We start from the raw sequence: 18,456 nt of genomic DNA on the forward strand, positions 1-18,456 counted from the left end.
CGGCCTGCGGGCGGAGGATCATTCCCGCGGTCTCGCCGCCTCGGTGACCAGGCCGAGCTGGGCGTACAGCGCGGGATCGCTGGACGCGCGCACGATGAGCCTGGGCCGGAGCAGTTCGGGTTCGACGGGCTCTCCGGCCAGCAGGCGGGCGAGCATCTGGATGCCTCGCCGCCCCATCTCGTGCATGGGCGAACGGATCGTCGTGAGCGGGAGCGGCAGCTCCGCCGCCAGCGGGGTGTCGTTGAAGCCGACGATCGCGACGTCCGAGCCGGCTCGGATGCCGCGGTCGCGCAGCGCGCCGATCGTTCCGATGGCGGCGAAGTCGTTCACCGCGAAGATCGCCGAAGGGCGCGCGCCGTCGTCCAGCAGCCGCTCGGCGGCGGCGTGGCCGCCGGCCGCGTCGAAGGGCGAGTGCACGATCCGCCGGCCCGGCACATCGATTCCGGCCTCGCGGTAGCGGTCGACGAACCCGTTGGTGCGGTCCTGGCCGGTGCTGGCGTACGGCTCGCCCGCGATGACCGCGACGTTGTCGTGGCCGAGGGCGAGGAGGTGCTCGGCGACCAGGCGTCCCCCGAGGTAGTCGTCGCAGGTGACCGAGGGGTGCTTGCCGGCTCGCCGGTTGACGAGCACGAACGGGACGCCCCGGCCGGCGACCTCGTCGAGGAAATGCGAGTCGGCGTGGGCGTCACCGAAGATCATGCCGTCGACGCGGCGGCCGATGACCATCCTCGTCCGGGCGCGCTGCGCCTCGGGCGCGTCACCGGTGTTGGTGACGAACGTCGACAGGCCCTGCTCGGCAGCGGCCTCCTCGATCCCTTCGTAGATCGTTGCCAGGACGATGTCGGACAGCCGGGGGACCAGCACGCCGACGAGGTTGCTGCGCCGGGTGCGGAGGCTGGTGGCGTGCGGGTTCGGCTGGTAGCCGAGTTCGTCCGCGAGCCGGCGGATGCGCTCGACGGTGGCGGGCGAGGCCGCGCGTCCGCTTTCGCCGCGCTTGGCGTTGAGGACGCGCGAGACCGTCGACACGTGCAGCCCGAGCTGGTCCGCGATGCTCTGCAGCGTGACCGGCCGCGTACCTTCCGTACCCACTGTTCGCCCGGCCTCCGGCAGTTCGTGCCCGTGGCCAGCGGTGTTTCCGCAGGACCCGGGCAAGTGATGTAGCGCGATCGTAACAGTCATTCCTTGACAGCCCCGACGTTGTGGACGATGCTACCCAAACGATTGGCCCAAACGTTTGGGTTTGATCTTTCGGCAGGTAGGCACGTCCTTTCGTGCACAGGCGGAACGTTCAGAGGAGGCGTGGATGAGCAGAGTCGTCGTCCTGTCCACGGGCGGCACGATCGCCACACGCCATGACGCCCACGGGACCGCGCGGGCCACCGACCAGGCGAGCGCGCTGTTCCGGCGGCTGCCCGGCGACCCGGGCGTGCCGCTGGAGCCGAGGGACGTGTTCTGCGTCAACAGCTACCTGCTGACCCCGGCGGACATGCGGCAGATCGCGGAGGCCGCGCACGACGCCCTCACCGACGAGAGCGTGCTCGGCGTCGTCGTCACACACGGCACGGACACCCTGGAGGAGACGGCGTACTTCCTGGACCTGTTCCACGCCGATCCGCGCCCCATCGTGTTCACCGGCGCCCAGCGCCCGGCCGACGCCCCCGACACCGACGGCCCCCGCAACCTGGCCGACGCGATCACGGTGGCGCGTTCCGCCGAGAGCCGCGATCTCGGTGTCCTGATCGCCTTCGACGGCCGGGTCTACGCCGCCCGGGGCACCCGCAAGACGCACACGGTCGCGTCCGCGGCGTTCTCCGCGCCCGACGGCGGCGCGCTGGGCCAGGTGAGCGAGGGCGACGTCGCCATCACCGCGACCCCCGTCCGGCACAAGCCGATGGATCTGAGCGCGTTCCGCCTGGACGGCGCGCGCACCGACATCGTGGCCTGCTATCCCGGGGCCGACACGTCGGCGTTGAGCGCGGTCGTGGACGCGGGCGCCCGCGCCGTGGTCCTGGAGGCCACCGGGGCCGGCAACGCCAACCCCGGCATCGTCGAGGAGGTCGCCCGGCTCACCGCGGCGGGCATCGTCGTGGCGCTGTCCACACGCGTCCACGCGGGGCGGACCGCGGCCCTGTACGGCAACGGCGGCGGCGTCGACCTGGTCGCGGCCGGCGCCGTGCCGACCGGAACACTGCGCCCCTCCCAGGCTCGGATGCTGCTGATCGCGCTGCTCGGCCGTTACGGGGACCCGGCCCGGGTCCGGGCCGAGTTGCGGGCCCGGACCGGCGCCGTACGCGCATTCGCCGGCACGCCGTCCGAGGATCACGACCGGCCGGGGGCGCCGTCCGGCGCGTCCGAAGGCGCGCCCTCCCGGGGCCGCGCCCCGTCCCCACCGGAAGACCGAGCCGGGTCGCACGACGGGCCCGGATGACCGGAGAGAAATCCCGAAGGAAGGACCAGCATCATGCCCAAAGAGATTTTCGTCGCATTCGGCGTTGACGTGGACGCGGTCGCGGGCTGGCTCGGCTCGTACGGCGGCGAGGACTCCCCGTGCGACATTTCCCGGGGGATGTTCGCCGGAGAGGTCGGCACCCCGCGGCTGCTCCGCCTGTTCGGCAAGTACGACCTGCGCACCACCTGGTTCGTCCCGGGCCACTCCATCGAGACGTTCCCGGACCAGACGCGCATGATCGTCGATGGCGGTCACGAGGTCGGCGTGCACGGCTACTCGCACGAGAACCCGATCGCGATGACACGGGAGCAGGAGAGCGCCGTCCTGGACCGCAGCATCGATCTGATCGAGAGGGTCGCCGGACGCCGGCCCACCGGATACGTCGCCCCGTGGTGGGAGTTCTCCCGCGTCACCAACGAACTGCTGCTGGAGCGGGGGATCGCCTACGACCACTCGCTCATGCACAACGACTTCACGCCGTACTACGTCCGGGTGGGCGACAACTGGACGAAGATCGACTACTCGCGTCCGGCCGAGGAGTGGATGAAGCCGCTGGTGCGCGGCGAGGAGACCGATCTGGTCGAGATCCCGGCCAACTGGTACCTCGACGACCTGCCCCCGATGATGTTCATCAAGGCGAGCCCCAACAGCCACGGCTTCGTCAGCCCGCGTGACCTGGAGACGCTCTGGCGCGACCAGTTCGACTGGGTCTACCGCGAGATGGACTACGCCGCCTTCACCATGACCATCCACCCCGACGTCTCCGGGCGTCCGCAGACGCTGCTCATGCTCGAACGCCTCATCGAACACATCAACGGCCACGACGGCGTCCGCTGGGCGACGTTCGACGAGATCGCCGGCGACTTCAAGGCCCGTACCCCACGGGCCTGATCCGTCCGGTCCGCGCCCGGCCGGCGGCCGGGCGCGGCACATCCGGTTCGCGGCCACCCCACGCCCGGAAACGGCAGAACCCGACAGGCGGACCGCGTCGGCGGGTCCCCGGCCACACCCGGCCGGAGCCATCCCCTCCCTCTCCGCAACTCAGAGCCGCACCCCCAGAGCCGCAACGGAGCGGCGCACCCGTCCCACCCCGTTTCATGAGAAGGGTCCTCCTGTCATGACCGCAGTCTCACCCGATGTGACCGGGGGCGGTGCCACCCGGCAACTGCCCCGTGTCGGAAAGCGCGACACACGGAAGGCGACGGTGATCGCCTTCTTCGCGTGGGTCTTCGCCGTCTACGACTTCATCCTGTTCGGCACGCTGCTGCCCGAGATGACCAAACAGTTCCACTGGAGCGAGCAGCGCGCCTCGCTGATCTCCACGCTGATCTCCGTCGGCACCGCCGTGGTGGTCCTCGTCATCGGCCCGCTGGTCGACCGCATGGGCCGCCGGAAGGGCATGATCCTCACCGTCTCCGGAACGGCGCTGGCCTCGGCCGCCACGGCCGGGACCGTCAACGCCGGCTACCTGGTCGGCGTCCGCTCGCTCGGCGGCGTCGGCCTGTCCGAGCAGGCGGTGAACACCACCTACCTCAACGAGGTCTTCGCCGTCACCGAGGACGAGGCCATCAAGAAGCGCCGCGGCTTCGTCTACAGCCTGGTGCAGGGCGGCTGGCCGCTCGGCACGCTGCTGGCCGCCGCGTTCGTCGCGATCTTCCTGCCGATCGTCGGCTGGCGCGGCTGCTTCCTGCTGGCCACCTTCCCGGCCATCGTGATCGCCCTGCTCCGGCGGACCCTGAAGGAGAGCCCGCAGTTCGAGCTGGAGCAGAAGCTGCGGACCCTGCGCAAGGAGGGCAAGAGCGACGAGGCGCGGCAGCTCGCCGCCGAGTACGGCGTCGACCACTCTGACAGCGCCCCGCTGGCGGACATCTTCCGTGGCAGCGCGCTGCGCAACACCATCGTGCTGAGCATCGCGTGGTTCATCAACTGGTTCGGCATCCAGGTGTTCAGCGTGCTGGGCACCACGATCCTGACCAAGGGCAAGCACATCGGCTTCGCCAACTCGCTGCTGCTGTTCATCATCATCAACGCCGTCGGCTACTGCGGCTACCTGTTCCACGGCTGGGCCGGCGACAAGATCGGCCGGCGGAACGTGATCGCCTTCGGCTGGATCCTGTCCGGCATCATGTTCGCCCTGATGCTGACCGCCGCGCACGGCACCTTCGCGGTCGTCGCCATGTACTCGCTCGGGATGTTCTTCCTGATCGGCCCGTACTCGGCGATGCTGTTCTACATGGGCGAGTGCTACAGCACCCGCTGCCGCGCCACCGGGGCGTCCTTCATCAACGCCTTCAGCCAGCCGGGCGCCATCGCGGCCGGCGCGATCATCACCGCGATGCTCGCCGCCGGTTCGAACTGGGGCCACTCCGCCCTCATCGTCGGCGCGATCGGCACGATCGTCTCCGGCTTCGTGATGTTCGCCGCGCGCAAGGTGGACACGGTCGAGGGCTGAGCGCCCCGCCGGATCGCAGCCGAGCGCCTTCCACCAGTGCCGCCCCGGGACGGGCTCGCCCGTCCCGGGGCGATGGAGCGACAGGAGAAACAGTGGAAACCCAGCAGTCGCCGAGCCGGGTCGCCGTCATCACCGGCGCGGCGAGCGGCATCGGCCGAGCCCTGGCCGTCGAGTACGCACGCCGTGGCGTGCGCACGGTGATCGGCACCTATCCCGGGGACCCGCACGACCCCGGGGAGACCGCCCGCCAGGTACGAGAGGCCGGCGGCGAAGGCGTCGTGCACGAGGTGGACGTCCGCGACTCCGCCCAGGTCGAGTCGCTGGCGCAGCGGGCCGTATCGGAGTTCGGGCGCCTGGACATCGCCGTGGCCAACGCCGGGGTGCTGCGCCGGGCCCCGCTCGATGAGCTCACCGACGAGGCCTGGGACGACATGCTGCAGGTCGACCTCACCGGCGTGCTGCGCACGCTGCGGTCCGCCGCCCGGCGGATGGGCGAGGGCGGTGCGATGGTCGCGGTCTCCTCCATCGCCGGTGGCGTGTACGGCTGGGGCGACCATGCCCACTACGCCGCGGCCAAGGCCGGTGTGCTCGGCCTGTGCCGGAGCCTCGCGGTGGAGCTCGCGCCGCGCGGCATCCGCGTCAACGCGCTCATCCCCGGGCTCATCGTCACTCCCCAGTCCTCGGACCCGGTGAACTCCCTGGGCCCTGAGGGTCTCGCCCGTGCCGGCAAGGACATCCCGTGGGGCCGGGCCGGCCGGCCGGAGGAGGTCGCGACCGCGATCGCCTTCCTCACCTCCCCAGACGCCGCGTACGTCACCGGCCAGAGCCTCGTCGTCGACGGCGGGCTCACTGTGCGGATGCCCGCCTGACCATGCCCGGCGAGGAGACGACACATATGCGCGCTCTTGAGAACCGGATCGCCCTCGTCACGGGCGGCGCCAGCGGCATCGGCCGGGCCATCGCCGAGGCGTACGTCCGGGAGGGCGCCCACGTGGTGATCGCCGACCGTGACGCCCTTCGTGCGGCGTCGGTCGCGGCGGAGATCGGCGCGGACGGCGGCGTGGAGATCGACGTCACCGACGCCGCCCGCGTGGAGGCGGGGGTCGCCGAGACCGCGCGCAGGTTCGGGCGGATCGACGTGCTGGTGAACTCGGCGGGCATCCTGACCGAGTCGCCGCTGGTGGAGATGGACCCGGCGATGTGGGCGGAGACCATCGCGGTCGACCTGATCGGCGTGTTCCTGTGCTGCCGGTACACCGTGCCGCTCATGGTGGAGCGGGGGTGGGGACGAGTGATCAACATCGCCTCGCAGCTCGGCATCAAGGGCGGCCGGTCGCTCACCCACTACGCGGCCGCCAAGGCCGGCGTCATCGGGTTCACCAAGTCGCTGGCGCTGGAGGTGGCCGGGCAGGGCGTCCTGGTGAACGCGATCGCGCCGGGGCCGATCGAGACGCCGATGGTCGCGGGAATCACCGAGGAGTGGAAGGCGGCCAAGCGGACCGAGCTGCCGCTCGGGCGGTTCGGCACCCCGGCGGAGGTGGCGCCGACCGCCGTCCTGCTGGCCAGCGACCCCGGCGGCAACCTCTACGTCGGCCAGACACTCGGCCCGAACTCCGGCGACGTCATGCCGTGATGGCGCCGGCCCGTAGGGGCCGCCCGAACGAACGGAGCGATCGGATGTGCGGTGCATGCGGAGAGCGGGGGACCGGTGACTGGGCCCGTCCCTGGATCGGCGACCTCGCGGCCCGGTGCGCGGTGGCGGCCGCCGTCGCGCGGGTCGTGCCCGCGCCGGGCCTGCGGATCTCCGCCGGCGCCGGCGGATGGCTGGTCACCGGGCCGACCGGCGCGGCGGTCGCCTGTGACGGCCTGACCACTCTGGTCGCCGAGGTGCGCGCCCGGGTGTCCGGGCCGGCCGTCCCGATCGACCCCGAGCGCCCGGCCGGCCGGCTCTGCGTGCCGCCGCGCGACCACCGGCCCGGAATCGTCCTGCGCGTCGACCCGGACGGTGCGCCGGACGACGGTGCCGATGCGGCGCTGGAGAGGGCGATGGCCGGTACGGGCGAGGCGGTGGTGCCGAGCCCGCCGCGGGCCCGTGCGGTGCTCGCCGCGCTGGCCTCGCCCGTGTGGCTACCGCGCTGCCAGCTGCTCCGGGTGGAGGGCACCGGCGCCCGCTGGGCTCGCCCGATCCCCTCACCTGCGGCTTTCCCGCCCGGGTGCCTTCCGCCCGGCACAGAGCGTCCCGGGCCGGACGCCGCCTTCGCGGCGGACGTCGTCGTACGGCTGGAGTGGGTGCGCCAGAGCGGTCGCCTGGACGGTGAGGCGACGGCCGTACGCTGCCCGCTGGGGTCCGGGTCGGAGCTGGTTGTCGAGGTACGCGACGGCCATGTCGTGCGGGCCCGCACGGTGAGCCGGGCGTGACCGAAGCTGCGCGCGGGCGCCCGCGAAAGGCTGCACCGTTCGCCGATCGTGCTGCCGCAATGATCCGTATATCTGATATTTTTACCTTTGGCCCGCCTCATCGGAGTCGGCTGCCTTTGTAGTTCGAAGCGCGCGACAGTGACCGGGTGAACACGGAAAGTCGGCGCGCTCCTGAGGAGATCCAATGTCGGACGGACAGTCTTCCGCAGCGAGCAAGGGTGACCCGAAGCTTCCCTCCCACATCCCCCTGGGGGTGCCGACTCCGGCACGGATGTATGACGAGGCGCTGGGCGGCAAAGACCATTTCGCGGTAGATCGGACGGCGGTCGCGAAGCTGTACGAGGTGGTCGGCGAGGAGGTCGCCCGGTCCACCGCAATGTCGAACCGTCACTTCCTCGGCCGAGTGGTGAAGTTCTTGGCGAAAGAGTGCGGCATTCGCCAGTTCATCGATGTCGGTTCCGGTCTGCCGACCGTGCGGAACACGCACGAGATCGCGCAGGAGGCCGATCCCGACTCGAAGGTGGTCTACGTCGACGTCGACCCGATCGTCGCCGTGCACGGCAGGGCGCTCCTGTCCGGAGGGAACACCAGGATCGTCACCGCGGACATGCGAGAGCCGGAGACGATCCTCAACAACCCGCTCACGCTTGAGCTGATCGATTTTGATCAGCCGGTGGCGGTGCTTTTCATCGCGGTGTTCCACTTCATCTCCCGGGCCGACGACCCGGCACGTATCGTGGCGGCCTTCCGGGAGCGCCAGGCGCCCGGCTCCTACCTGGCGATCTCGCATCTGACCACGGAGGACATGCCGCAGAAGATCCAGGACGGCTGGAGTGCGGCGTTCGCGAACTCCACTTCGCCGATGGTCTTCCGCGACAAGGAGGAGGTCCGGGAGATCTTCGCCGGTTACCGCCTTGTCGACCCCGGGCTCGTACGCCTTCACGAATGGCGGCCGGATGGTGAGTCTTCGCTCAAGACCGCCTCGGTTTTCGGTGGCGTCGGACAGGTCGATACGCCGTAAGGATTTGCCGATAGGGCAACGATCAACATGATCGTGGTCTTGACGGATTGTTCTACGACTTCTACGTTCACGCCAACCGAACCTCCGCCTACCCGGAAGGTGCCCGCTCTCTCGACCCAGCCGCCGCCCCAGGGCGCTGGCGCTCCCCCAGGAAGAGCAGGATGAACAGACCCACCCGCAGGTCCGTTGCCGCAGGAGGCGCCGCCCTTCTGCTCACGGCCGGGCTGGGCGTGGCGGCCGCCGCTCCCGCCCAGGCCAGGGCCGACTGCTTCGATCGCAGCATCCCGCTGTCGGTCGAGGAAAGCCGGCTCGGCTACACGTTGCCCGATAACGACAACCCCGACGTCCTGCAATCGGAGACCTTCGCCCGGCAGATGGTGGACGGCGGTGGCTTCGGCGACGTCGCCCCCTCGCTCGCCCGCCACCTGTGCCGCGTCCGGTCGTCGGCCGCGGCCATCCGGCTCGTCAAGCAGACCGGCGAGGAACTCTGGCGTTCCGCCGTGGACCGCGCCCAGCACCGTGGCGACGTACGCGGGAGCCTGCCCGCCAGTGACGACCGGCCGCTTTACTGGACCCGCCTGCAGGCCACGGCCGCGCTGCGCCAGTGGACCCCCGCCTTCTCGCTGTCCTCGCGGGCCCGCGCATCGCTCATCACCGCGTTCGACCGCGCCGCCCGGGGGATGTCCGACATCGACTTCCCCGCCGGGAAAGGCGTCAAGCGGGTCATCGCCAGCGGCTTTGACCCCTACACACTGGACGGGGGCCAGACCGGTCCGGCACCCGGCTCGGCCGGGAACAACATCCGGCACGGCAACCCGTCGGGCGCCACCGCGCTGGCCCTGGACGGCACCCGCTACCGCGCCGCCGACGGCAAGGTCACCTACATCGAGATGTACGTGCTCCCGGTCAACTACACCGAGTTCGCCGCGGGCTATCTCGAGGACACGGTCGGGCCGTTCATGCGTCCCGGTCCGCGACGGGTGGACGCGTCGCTCACCGTCAGCCAGGCCGGCGGGTCCGTCTTCAACCTCGAACAGTGGAACGGCCGGTACCACGGCGCCTACCCGGGCAATGACCTGTCCCAGCCGTGCCCGAGCCAGAACGGCGTACCGCAACTCGCGGTCGGCAACCACGGCTGCAACACCAGCGTGGTCACCCGCTGGGGAGGACCCGCCGCGTTCGACCTGAACACCCCGCCGCAGTGGACGACGGCCACATTGCCGGTCGGCCCGATGATCAAGGCTGACACGGGCGCCTCGGTCCCCCGCCCACCGGGGGACACCTGGCCGGACACCTCGGTCGCCTTCGGCGTCGTCTGGCACACCAACTACACCGAGTTCCCCGACTGCACATCGACCACCCGGGTCACCCGCAACAACCCGCCGCCCACCGAGTTTCCGCCACCGGCCCCGCCGACGCCACCGGACGCCGGCTCGTGCTCCCACAGCGGCGGCGGAGGCAACTACCTGTCCAACGAGAGCGCCTACCGCAACACCCTGCTGCGGGACCGGATGGGCCTGAAGATTCCCGCCGGACACATCCACACGCCCGACATGCAGCACTTCGAGACGGCCTTCAACGTCAGCGACCCGACCTTCAACGCATGGCGTACGGCCATCGTCGCGCAGGGCGGGAACCTCATCCACGCGGTCGCCGACAACTCGTAGCCGGTACGCGGCCGGGTGGCTCTCCCGGAGAAGAGAGGCCACCCGGCCGGTCGCCCAAAATCGCAAACGGACATGGGTAATGGTGTCCTGATGCCGGGGCTGCCGCCGCGTGATATGTGGTCTCCGTGGCTGAATCTCGCACGAGACGGGAAGGGGGCTGAGGTGGCCGAGACGACGGTGGCCGGGGTGATGGCCGAGCTGGCGGAGCTTGAGGACCCGAAGATACGCGAGGTGAACGAGAAACACGGTGACGATCACGGTGTGAACCTCGGCAAGCTGCGCGCGCTCGCGAAGCGGCTGAAGACGCAGCAGGAACTCGCGTGCCGGCTCTGGGAGACCGGTGACACCGCGGCGAGACTGCTGGCGATCCTGATCTGCCGCCCGAAGGCGTTCGAGCGTGACGAGCTGGACGCCATGGTGCGCGAGGCGCGCACACCCAAGGTGCACGACTGGCTCGTGAACTACGTGGTGAAGAAGAACCCGCACTCCGAAGAGCTGCGCCTGGCCTGGTCCGCCGATCCGGATCCGGTGGTCGCGAGTGCCGGCTGGGTGCTCACCACCGCGCGCGTGGCGAAGAAGCCCGAGGGCCTCGACCTCGCAGGACTGCTCGACGTCATCGAGGCGGAGATGAAAGACGCCCCGGATCGCCTGCAGTGGGCGATGAACCACTGCCTGGCTCAGATCGGGATCGAGCACGCCGAGCACCGCGCCCGTGCAATCGACATCGGTGAGCGCCTGCAGGTGCTCAAGGACTACCCGACCCCCCCGAACTGCACGTCTCCGTTCGCGCCCATCTGGATCACCGAGATGGTGCGCCGAAAGCACGATGATTAACCCCGCATCCGCACTCTTCCAGCCCAGCTTGCAATTTTCCCGCATCGGAATCAGCCGGTAGCGGCGATGAACGACTCCACCGTGCGGTTGAACTCGGCCGCGTGCTCGATCTGGGCCCAGTGCCCGCAGCGGTTGAGCAGGACGAGGCGGCTGTCCGGGATGAGCGAGACGAGGTGCAGGCTGTTCTCGTAGGAGACGACGCGGTCATCGCGGCCGTGGATCAGGAGGGTCGGCGCGGTGATCCCTCGGACCTGGGTTCCCAGGGAGAAGTACGGGAACCCCTGCTGGGCGTCGATCCGGTCGTTCCAGCTTGCGAGATGCTCCGGCTTGTCCAGAGCGGCGCGGGACCGTGCTTCGGCGAGTTCGTCGGTGGCGAACGAGTTGTCGTAGACCATTACCTCGACGAGCCGCCTCATATTGGCGGGACTCGGGTCCCGGTATGCCTGGAAGAGCGCCGCCAGCCCTTCCGACGGGCCGTCGCCGGGGGAGAACACGAGGTGGACGGGGGCCGGCACGCCCATCGTGATGAGGTGCGATATCCGGTCGGGGTGCCGCGTGGCGGCTTCGATCGACGTCATGCCGCCCATGGAGTTGCCGACGAGCGCGGCCGTGCCGATGCCCAGGGCGTCCAGGAACTCGACGAGCACCCCGGCATGGTCGTATCCGGTCTCCGCGGTCTGCGTGTCGCTGTCTCCCCAGCCGGGCATGTCGATTGCGAGGACGCGGAACCGGCGGGCGAGCGGGCCGATGTTGGGGCTGAAGTTCGTCAGCCCGGTGGCCCCGGGGCCGCTGCCGTGCAGGAGGACCACGGGATGCCCGGTGCCCGCCTCCCGGTAGCGGACACGGAACTTCTTCAGGTGGATGACGCGCTCTGCGGGCGCCTCGGTCACCGTGCCGGTCATGGTTCATCCCTCTTTCGCAATGTGGGTGCCGGGGTCCTTTTGTCCTAATGGACCGCTGGCGCGCACGCCGGGTGGCGTTCCGTTGGCCGGAACGGATCCGTGCGGCGGCGCGCCCGGCATCTCACACTGCGGCGAACACCACAACGGAGGCACTGATGAACAAAGTGTCGGCGCTGGGGTATCTGGTGGTCCGCGGCCCGCTCGACCGATGGCACGAGTTCGGCACCCAGATCCTCGGGGCACAGCTTGCAGGAGACGGCGGGTCCGGGCCCGCCCGGTTCCGCACCGACGAGCGGGCGTGGCGCATCGAGGTCCAGGACGGCCCTCCCGGGCCGGACACGCTGATCGCCATAGGCTTCGAGGTGGCCAACGAGGAGGATCTCGAGGCGGTCGTCCGCCGCCTGACGGCACGGGGCGTCACCGTCACCGAAGACGACGGGCTGTCGGAAGCCCGGCGGGTCCGGCGCGTGGTGGCCTTCAAGGACCCCGACGGCAACCGGATCGAGATGTTCGTCGGCGCCGAGCTGAGCAAGGCGCCGTTCATCTCCCCGCGTGGGGTGCGGTTCGTGTGCGGCGACCTGGGTCTGGGGCACGTCTTCATGCTGAGCGGGGACAGTGCCGCCGCCGCGCGGTTCTACCAGGACGACCTCGGGTTCAGGTTGTCCGACACGATCGCGCTCGGCCCGGAGAACGGCTACTTCCTGCACTGCAACCCCCGGCACCACAGCATCGCGTTCGCCTCGATCCCCGGGCCGCCGCCCGGTCTGGGGCACCTGATGCTCGAAGTCGACTCGCTGGAGGCCGTCGGCCGCGCCCTCGACATCGCCACCGCCGGGAACCACCCGATCCAGATGAGTCTCGGCGAGCACACCAATGACCACATGACCTCCTTCTACGTGGTGACCCCGTCCGGATTCGCCGTCGAGTACGGGTGCAATGGCCGGCTGGTGGACGCCGCGGACTGGAAGGTGGCTCACTACGACGCCCCGAGTGTGTGGGGGCACCACTTCAACGTGTCGGCCATGCCGGGCGCGGACCCCGCCGCCGGGAAGGTGACCTCATGATCGACCTTGACGGCATCGCCGAGATCCGCGACGGGATCGTTCCACCGGCCATCTACTCCGACCCCGACCTGTACCAGCTCGAACTGGAGAACGTGTTCGGCCGTAGCTGGCTGTTCCTGGCTCACGACAGCCAACTGCCCAAGCCGGGCAGCTTCGTCCAGACCTACATGGCCGAGGACCCGGTCCTGGTCGTGCGGCAGCGCGACGGGTCGGTCAAGGCGTTCCTGAACCAATGCCGGCACCGCGGAATGCGGATCTGCCGCGCCGACGCGGGCACGGCCAAGACCTTCACCTGCAGCTACCACGGCTGGGCCTACGACCTGCAGGGCAACCTGATCAACGTCCCCGCCGAGGACGCCGGATACCACGGGGAAATCGACAAGGCCCGCTGGAGCGCGCACAAGGTCCCCCGGATCGCGAACTACAAGGGCTTCTACTTCGGCTGCTGGTCCGAATCCACGCCGGAGTTCACCGATTACCTCGGCGACATGGCCTTCTACTTCGACGCGGTCGTCGACCGGTGGGACGGCGGGCTGGAACTGGTCCCGGGCACCAGCAGATGGGTCATCGACTGCAACTGGAAGTTCGCCTCCGAGCAGTTCGCCAGCGACATGTACCACGCGCCGATCGCGCACGCGTCGGCGATGCTCGCGCTCACCGAGGATCCGGCCTTCCAGGTCTTTCCGCCCTACGAGGCGCCCGGACGCCAGTTCGCGGGCAACGGGCACGGCTCGGGCGGCAACTGGCTTCCGTCCTGCTGGCCCCGAGCATCAGCATCTTCCTGTGACCACCGACGTCAGCGCCGGTGGGCCCGCGGACCTGCCGTCGGTGAGCGGCAGGCGGTGGGTGCGGCTCTGCCGGGTCAGTGAGGTGCCGGACGACGAGGGGCACCGGATCGACACGGTGCCCCCGGTCTCGGCGTTCCGGCAGGGCACCGAGTTCTTCTGCATCGACGACACCTGCACCCACCAGGACTACTCCCTGGCCGGCGGCTGGGCCGAGGACGGTGTCGTGGAGTGCGCCCTGCACTGCGCCAAGTTCTCGCTGCGCACCGGCGCGGTCATCGCCCCTCCGGCGACGGCGCCGGTCAGGGTGCATCGTGTGGCGGTCGTGGGCGAGTACTTGTACGCCGCGCTGCCGGAGGACTACCTGAAACGGAATGGGGGCTGATATGGGTTGGCTTGAGGACACCTCCGTCGTCGTGACCGGGGCGGGCTCCGGGCTGGGCCTCGCCATCGTCGAACGGTTCGCCGCGGAGGGCGCCTCGGTCGTGGCCATCGACAAGTCCGCGGCGAAGCTGGCGGAACTCCAGGCCCGGGCCGGCGAAAGGATCGCCACGATCACGGGTGACGTCCGTGACTACGCCGACAACGAGCGTGCCTGCGAGCTTGCCGTCCAGCGGTACGGCAAGCTGGACGTCTTCATCGGCAACGCCGGCATCTGGGACTTCAACGAGTCGCTGGCCGGCACCCCCGCGTCGTCGCTGGCCACCGGATTCGACGAGCTGTTCGCGGTGAGCGTCAAGGCGTACCTCCTCGGCGCCAAGGCCGCGCAGCCGCCGCTGGCGGCGTCCCGCGGATCGATGATCTTCACCCTGTCGAACGCGGCGCTCTACCCCGCCGGCGGAGGGCCGTTGTACGTGGCCTCGAAGCACGCGGGCCTGGGGCTGGTGAGGCAACTGGCGTACGAGCTGGCGCCCGACATCCGCGTCAACGGCGTCGCTCCCGGAGGCATGGCCACCGATCTGCGGGGGCCGGAGGCGCTGGGCATGGATCGCACCTCCATCTCGGACGCGGTTCCCATCGACGAGATGCTCCGGCGGCACTCCGCACTGCACCGGGCGCCGCGGCCGGCCGACTACGTCGGCGCCTACGTCCTGCTCGCGGCGCGGCAGGAGTCCGCCACCGTCACCGGCACCGTGATCGACGTCAGCGGCTTCGGTACACCGGCCCGTCCCGCGGATCACGCGGGCACGCGATGACGAGCGAGCAGCACCTGGCCATGGCCGGCGGCGACGCCGCCGGCCATCGGCATCCGTGGCGATCGCGCCGGGGGCGGCTCACGATCGTGCGAGGAGGCGCAGGTCCGTCGCGGGGTCGAGCAGCTTCCCGGCGGACACCATGGCCCTGGTCTCGATGAGCTTCCTGGCCGCGGCCAGGTCCCGCACGGTGTCCAGGCCGGCGGCCGCCACGACGGCTCCGCCGCGTCGCCACAGCGCCAGGAAGCGCCGCGGGCCGGCGCCCGGACGCAGCAGCAGTTCGTCACCCGTGCGGGGCCTGCCGAGCACTTGCAGGGTCAGGCCGTACTGCTCGGACCAGAAGTACGGCAAACCGTCATGGACACGCAGGCCACCGGCCATGGCGGCGCCCGCCACGGCGCCCTGCCGCAGGGCGTTGTCCCAATGCTCGATGCGTCCGGCCGTCGCCAGGTGCGGGTGCGGCTGCACGGTGACGTCACCGGCCGCCCGTATCCACGGGTGCGACGTCCGGCCCTGAAGATCAACGACGATGCCGCCGTCGCAACGGATTCCGGCCGCGGCCGCGAGCGTGTCATTGGGGACGACTCCCACTCCCACGACGACGGCGGCCGCGGGCAGCCGCTCCCCGGTGGACAGCCGTACCTCGCCCACCGTCCCGGAGCCGTGGAACGCCTCCGCCGACGCGCCGGTGCGCACGTGCACCCCGTGTTCGCGGTGCAATGCCGTGACCAGCTCGGCGAGCGGCCGCCCCAGTGCGCCCACCAGCGGCAGCGCGGCCGCCTCCACCACGGTCACGGCGCATCCGGCCGCGCGCGCGGCGGCTGCGACCTCCATGCCGATGAACCCGCCGCCGATGACGACGACCGGCCCACCGGCGCTGATCGCGACCGCCAGCCGTCGCGCGTCGTCGGCGTCCCGCAGGGTCATGACGCCGGGCAGATCACTGCCCGGGATGGTCAGCCGCCTCGCGGACGCGCCGGTGGCGAGCAGGATCCGGTCGGCGCGCAGCGCGCTCCCGTCGCAAAGCCATGCCGTGCGTCGCGCCGGGTCGAGCCTGTCCACCCGGCTCCGCAGGCGCAGGCCGACCGCTGCCGCCCGGTAGTCCTCGGCGGGCACGATGGGCCGGAGCGACGCAGCCTCTCCGGTGCCGAGCGCCTTGGAGAGGGGAGGGCGCTCGTAGGGAAGTTCCGCGCCCGCCTCCACGACGGTCACCTGTCCTTCGAAGCCGCTTCGCCGCAGGGCGAACGCGGCGGCCACTCCGGCCGCGCTGCCGCCCACGATGAGGTAGTGCTCCCGGGCCGCCACTGAGACCTCCGTAACGAGCTCGCCGCCACGCCGGACGGATGTGCGGTGAGGCTACGGCCGCCGTCCGGCGGCGGCTCCCCGCCGTTCCGGGCACCGGGACGGCTCCTTCCGAAACCCGCTCCGCCGCGGAAACGGATCGTTGCGCGGACGGTTCTCGCGGCCGTACCATCTGGAATATCTATTCTAGAGCGCTCGTTCTAGCAGCTCACCCTGGAGGTCGACTCATGATCGACCAGTCGTCGGCCAGCGGCACGCCGTCCGTGCTCTGGAAGGCGTTCGCCGTCCTGGGCGCGTTCAGCCACCGGAACCGGGTGCTGACACTGGCCCAGATCGTGCGCTACAGCGGCCTGCCGAAGTCCACCGCGCACCGGGTGCTGGCCATGCTCGTCGACATCGGCGCCATAGAGCAGGCCGACGGCGGGTACCGCGTCGGCCTTCGCATGTTCTCGCTCGGGACGCTGCCGCCGGAGGCCGCGCTGCGCGAGGCCGCGCTCGTGCACCTGGAGGAGTTGCACCGGTACACCGGCCAGACGCTGCACCTGGCGGTCCTGCGCGGCGCCGATGTCGTGTACCTGGCAAAGCTGCTCAGCCGCAGGTCCGTTCCCACGCCGGCGGCGGTCGGCGGCCGGTTCCCGGCGCACTGCACCGCGGTCGGCAAGGCGCTGCTGGCCTTCTCCGCAGGTGGCAGCGCCGCGGGCGCCCTCACCGAGCCGCTGCGCCGCCGGACGGCCTCGTCACTGGCATCGGCGGAGCAGGTACGCCGCCAGATGGACGTCATCAGGACCGCCGGCTTCGCGGTCGACCGCGAGGAGTCCGCGGACGGGCTGGCATGCGTGGCGGTGCCGGTGCTGGTCCGCGGCCGCGCCGTCGCGGCGCTCTCGGTGGCGTTCCCGGCGTCCGCGGGCAGCGGCCAGGTGCTGGTCGGCCCGCTTCGCCAGGCGGCCGTGGCGATCTCCAGGTCACCGGCGATGCCGCAGTTCTGTGACGCCGGCGTCACGGCGACGGTCCGTTAGGCTCCCGGCATGGTCGACCCGCAAGGTACCCGTGACCAGATCATCGACGCGGCGGAGCGGCTGTTCGGCTCGCGAGGCTACGCGAGTGTGACCATCAGCCAGATCTGTGCCGCGTCCGGTGCTCCCGTCGGCTCGATCTACCATCATTTCGGCAGCAAGTCGGGAGTCCTGCGGGCAGTGCTCATACGCGGGAACGAAGCGTTCTTCGCCGGCCTGCCGGCGGCCGACGAGCCGTCCGGCTCACCTGGCGAGCGCCTGGCCGCCTACTACGGGACGGCCGCCGATCTCGTCGCCAAGCGCCGGGCACTGTTCCGGCTGTTCACTTCACTGCGGCTGCACGACGACGGCAACGACGAGGCGCAGGCGATCATGCGCGAGGTCGATCAGCGCGGCCTGGCGCTCATGGCCGAGTTCATCGAACCGGTGGCCCGCGGCTACGGTGTCGCCGACGCGGCCGCCTGCGCCAGGGAACTCGCGGCGCTCAACATCGTGTACACCACCGGCGTCGTGGCCACCGCCGGCTGCTCCGAGGACGACATCAGGGCCGGAATGCAGGACCTGCATCGGCTCGTCCTGGCATCGATCCGCGACCGCGCCGCCGCTTCTCGCGGCACCCGCTGACCGCCGGGTCCCGCCGCGGTCGTCCGACCGCCGTCCATCGTGCCGGTCGTGCGGCTGTCCTTGGTCTGATCGGCCTCAGCGGAGTTCGACCGCCCCGGACCGGAGCGTGCGCGGCGGCCCGCGGTCGAGGACGGTCACTCCGATGAGCACGTCACCGATGCGGTACGGCCCCGCCGTCGAACTGAACGATCCGGGCGACCAGGCGCCGGCGTTCAGCGGGAGGAAGGCGCATACGCTCGCCGACAGCGACGGAGGGAAGGGCGCGAACCAGGCGATCGCGGCCGCCCGGCTGGAGATGCCCGTCCGCTTCATCGGCTCGGTTGGGGACGATCCCGTCGGGGACCATGCACTGGAACTCCTCCGCGGGGAAGGCGTCGGCGCCAAGGGAGTCGTCCGCGTTCCCGGCGCGGCCACCGGGCGCAGCTTCATCCTCGTCGCCGACGACGCGAACCAGGTCGTCGCCACGTGGCCGGCGCCGCCGACGCCCTCAGCCCGTCCGACGTCGACCGGTCGCTCACCCACCTGGTCCACGGGGACGTGCTCAGCGTCCAGGGAGAGATCCCTCTTGCGGTCGGCCTGCACGCCGCGCGTTCGCGGTACTCATGTTGTGCCCTGGCGAAGGCGTCTTCGGCCGCCCGCAAATCCATGTCGTGGCGTTGCCGACCGCCCAGCATTCGCGCCAGCTCACGCGGCGGCTCTGGCGCGAAGTCGATCCGGTCGGGGACGGGTTAG

At 70.7% G+C, this 18,456-nt stretch carries 20 protein-coding genes; 16 read left to right on the top strand and 4 right to left on the bottom strand.

The genetic code is table 11. The annotated features are described in order from the left end of the window. Positions 1 to 18: 18 nt before the first annotated feature. Positions 19 to 1,089 (bottom strand): LacI family DNA-binding transcriptional regulator, encoded by a 1,071-nt coding sequence (locus AF1_RS00915; protein ID WP_067792366.1) that lies wholly within the window; start codon positions 1,087 to 1,089, stop codon positions 19 to 21. A gap of 214 nt (positions 1,090 to 1,303) precedes the next feature. Here AF1_RS00915 and AF1_RS00920 point away from each other — a divergent pair, with 214 nt between their 5' ends. The 9 genes from AF1_RS00920 (at position 1,304) to AF1_RS00960 (ending at position 10,841) form a co-directional block, all read left to right on the top strand. After that, positions 1,304 to 2,428 carry an asparaginase gene (locus tag AF1_RS00920; protein ID WP_084262302.1) on the top strand — a complete coding sequence of 375 codons (1,125 nt, stop codon included), beginning with the start codon at positions 1,304 to 1,306 and terminating at the stop codon, positions 2,426 to 2,428. Positions 2,429 to 2,461: 33 nt separating this feature from the next. Next, positions 2,462 to 3,340, top strand: coding sequence for a polysaccharide deacetylase family protein (locus AF1_RS00925; protein ID WP_067792369.1), 879 nt, complete (start codon positions 2,462 to 2,464; stop codon positions 3,338 to 3,340). A gap of 226 nt (positions 3,341 to 3,566) precedes the next feature. Then, complete coding sequence (locus AF1_RS00930) at positions 3,567 to 4,901, top strand: MFS transporter (protein ID WP_067792383.1); 1,335 nt, start codon at positions 3,567 to 3,569, stop codon at positions 4,899 to 4,901. 92 nt (positions 4,902 to 4,993) lie between these two features. Then, on the top strand, positions 4,994 to 5,770 hold the full coding sequence (locus AF1_RS00935; protein ID WP_067792386.1) for an SDR family NAD(P)-dependent oxidoreductase: 777 nt from the start codon (positions 4,994 to 4,996) through the stop codon (positions 5,768 to 5,770). A 26-nt stretch (positions 5,771 to 5,796) separates the two neighbouring features. Beyond that, positions 5,797 to 6,534 carry an SDR family NAD(P)-dependent oxidoreductase gene (locus AF1_RS00940; RefSeq protein WP_067792389.1) on the top strand — a complete coding sequence of 246 codons (738 nt, stop codon included), beginning with the start codon at positions 5,797 to 5,799 and terminating at the stop codon, positions 6,532 to 6,534. Between the two features lie 44 nt (positions 6,535 to 6,578). Next, the gene (locus tag AF1_RS00945; protein WP_067792392.1) at positions 6,579 to 7,319 is read left to right on the top strand and encodes a hypothetical protein; all 741 of its coding nucleotides are present in this window, start codon (positions 6,579 to 6,581) and stop codon (positions 7,317 to 7,319) included. A gap of 184 nt (positions 7,320 to 7,503) precedes the next feature. Further along, positions 7,504 to 8,340 (top strand): SAM-dependent methyltransferase, encoded by an 837-nt coding sequence (locus AF1_RS00950; RefSeq protein WP_084262303.1) that lies wholly within the window; start codon positions 7,504 to 7,506, stop codon positions 8,338 to 8,340. Positions 8,341 to 8,501: 161 nt separating this feature from the next. Further along, positions 8,502 to 10,007, top strand: a complete 1,506-nt coding sequence (locus tag AF1_RS00955; RefSeq protein WP_067792396.1) for a hypothetical protein — start codon at positions 8,502 to 8,504, stop codon at positions 10,005 to 10,007. Positions 10,008 to 10,196: 189 nt separating this feature from the next. Beyond that, positions 10,197 to 10,841, top strand: a complete 645-nt coding sequence (locus AF1_RS00960) for a DNA alkylation repair protein (protein ID WP_207394020.1) — start codon at positions 10,197 to 10,199, stop codon at positions 10,839 to 10,841. Between the two features lie 50 nt (positions 10,842 to 10,891). Here the strand turns inward: AF1_RS00960 and AF1_RS00965 are convergent, their stop codons facing one another. Further along, entirely contained in the window at positions 10,892 to 11,743 is an 852-nt protein-coding gene (locus tag AF1_RS00965; protein ID WP_067792410.1) for an alpha/beta fold hydrolase, read from the bottom strand. Positions 11,744 to 11,898: 155 nt separating this feature from the next. On the opposite strand from AF1_RS00965, the gene AF1_RS00970 reads away from it, so the two are divergent. Genes AF1_RS00970 through hcaB form a run of 4 tightly spaced genes read left to right on the top strand, consistent with a single transcriptional unit; the run spans position 11,899 to position 14,788 of the window. Further along, positions 11,899 to 12,807, top strand: a complete 909-nt coding sequence (locus tag AF1_RS00970) for a VOC family protein (RefSeq protein ID WP_174548804.1) — start codon at positions 11,899 to 11,901, stop codon at positions 12,805 to 12,807. After that, positions 12,804 to 13,676, top strand: a complete 873-nt coding sequence (locus AF1_RS00975) for an aromatic ring-hydroxylating oxygenase subunit alpha (protein ID WP_084262304.1) — start codon at positions 12,804 to 12,806, stop codon at positions 13,674 to 13,676. Before AF1_RS00970 ends, AF1_RS00975 begins: the two co-directional genes overlap by 4 nt. Continuing rightward, positions 13,636 to 13,977 carry a non-heme iron oxygenase ferredoxin subunit gene (locus AF1_RS00980; RefSeq protein ID WP_242608773.1) on the top strand — a complete coding sequence of 114 codons (342 nt, stop codon included), beginning with the start codon at positions 13,636 to 13,638 and terminating at the stop codon, positions 13,975 to 13,977. Before AF1_RS00975 ends, AF1_RS00980 begins: the two co-directional genes overlap by 41 nt. A 1-nt stretch (position 13,978) precedes the next feature. Next, a complete protein-coding gene (gene hcaB, locus AF1_RS00985; RefSeq protein ID WP_067792418.1) occupies positions 13,979 to 14,788 on the top strand; it encodes a 3-(cis-5,6-dihydroxycyclohexa-1,3-dien-1-yl)propanoate dehydrogenase in 810 nt (269 codons plus the stop codon). Between the two features lie 78 nt (positions 14,789 to 14,866). On the opposite strand, the gene AF1_RS00990 is transcribed toward hcaB, so the two are convergent. Beyond that, a complete protein-coding gene (locus tag AF1_RS00990) occupies positions 14,867 to 16,090 on the bottom strand; it encodes an NAD(P)/FAD-dependent oxidoreductase (protein WP_067792424.1) in 1,224 nt (407 codons plus the stop codon). 224 nt (positions 16,091 to 16,314) lie between these two features. On the opposite strand from AF1_RS00990, the gene AF1_RS00995 reads away from it, so the two are divergent. Together AF1_RS00995 and AF1_RS01000 are read left to right on the top strand one after the other, a co-directional pair. Then, positions 16,315 to 17,103, top strand: coding sequence for an IclR family transcriptional regulator (locus AF1_RS00995; RefSeq protein WP_174548805.1), 789 nt, complete (start codon positions 16,315 to 16,317; stop codon positions 17,101 to 17,103). A 9-nt stretch (positions 17,104 to 17,112) separates the two neighbouring features. Beyond that, positions 17,113 to 17,724 carry a TetR/AcrR family transcriptional regulator gene (locus AF1_RS01000; RefSeq protein WP_067792428.1) on the top strand — a complete coding sequence of 204 codons (612 nt, stop codon included), beginning with the start codon at positions 17,113 to 17,115 and terminating at the stop codon, positions 17,722 to 17,724. 75 nt (positions 17,725 to 17,799) lie between these two features. On the opposite strand, the gene AF1_RS36095 is transcribed toward AF1_RS01000, so the two are convergent. After that, the gene (locus AF1_RS36095; protein ID WP_067792431.1) at positions 17,800 to 18,036 is read right to left on the bottom strand and encodes a hypothetical protein; all 237 of its coding nucleotides are present in this window, start codon (positions 18,034 to 18,036) and stop codon (positions 17,800 to 17,802) included. Between AF1_RS36095 and AF1_RS36945 the strand changes: the two genes are divergently transcribed. Further along, positions 17,999 to 18,456, top strand: a 458-nt coding sequence (locus AF1_RS36945; protein WP_255218765.1) for a carbohydrate kinase family protein, incomplete at its 3' end; no start/stop codon positions are given. The two genes, AF1_RS36095 and AF1_RS36945, sit on opposite strands and share 38 nt — an antisense overlap.

This window comes from Actinomadura formosensis NBRC 14204 (assembly GCF_001552155.1).
GTDB lineage: Bacteria > Actinomycetota > Actinomycetes > Streptosporangiales > Streptosporangiaceae > Spirillospora > Spirillospora formosensis.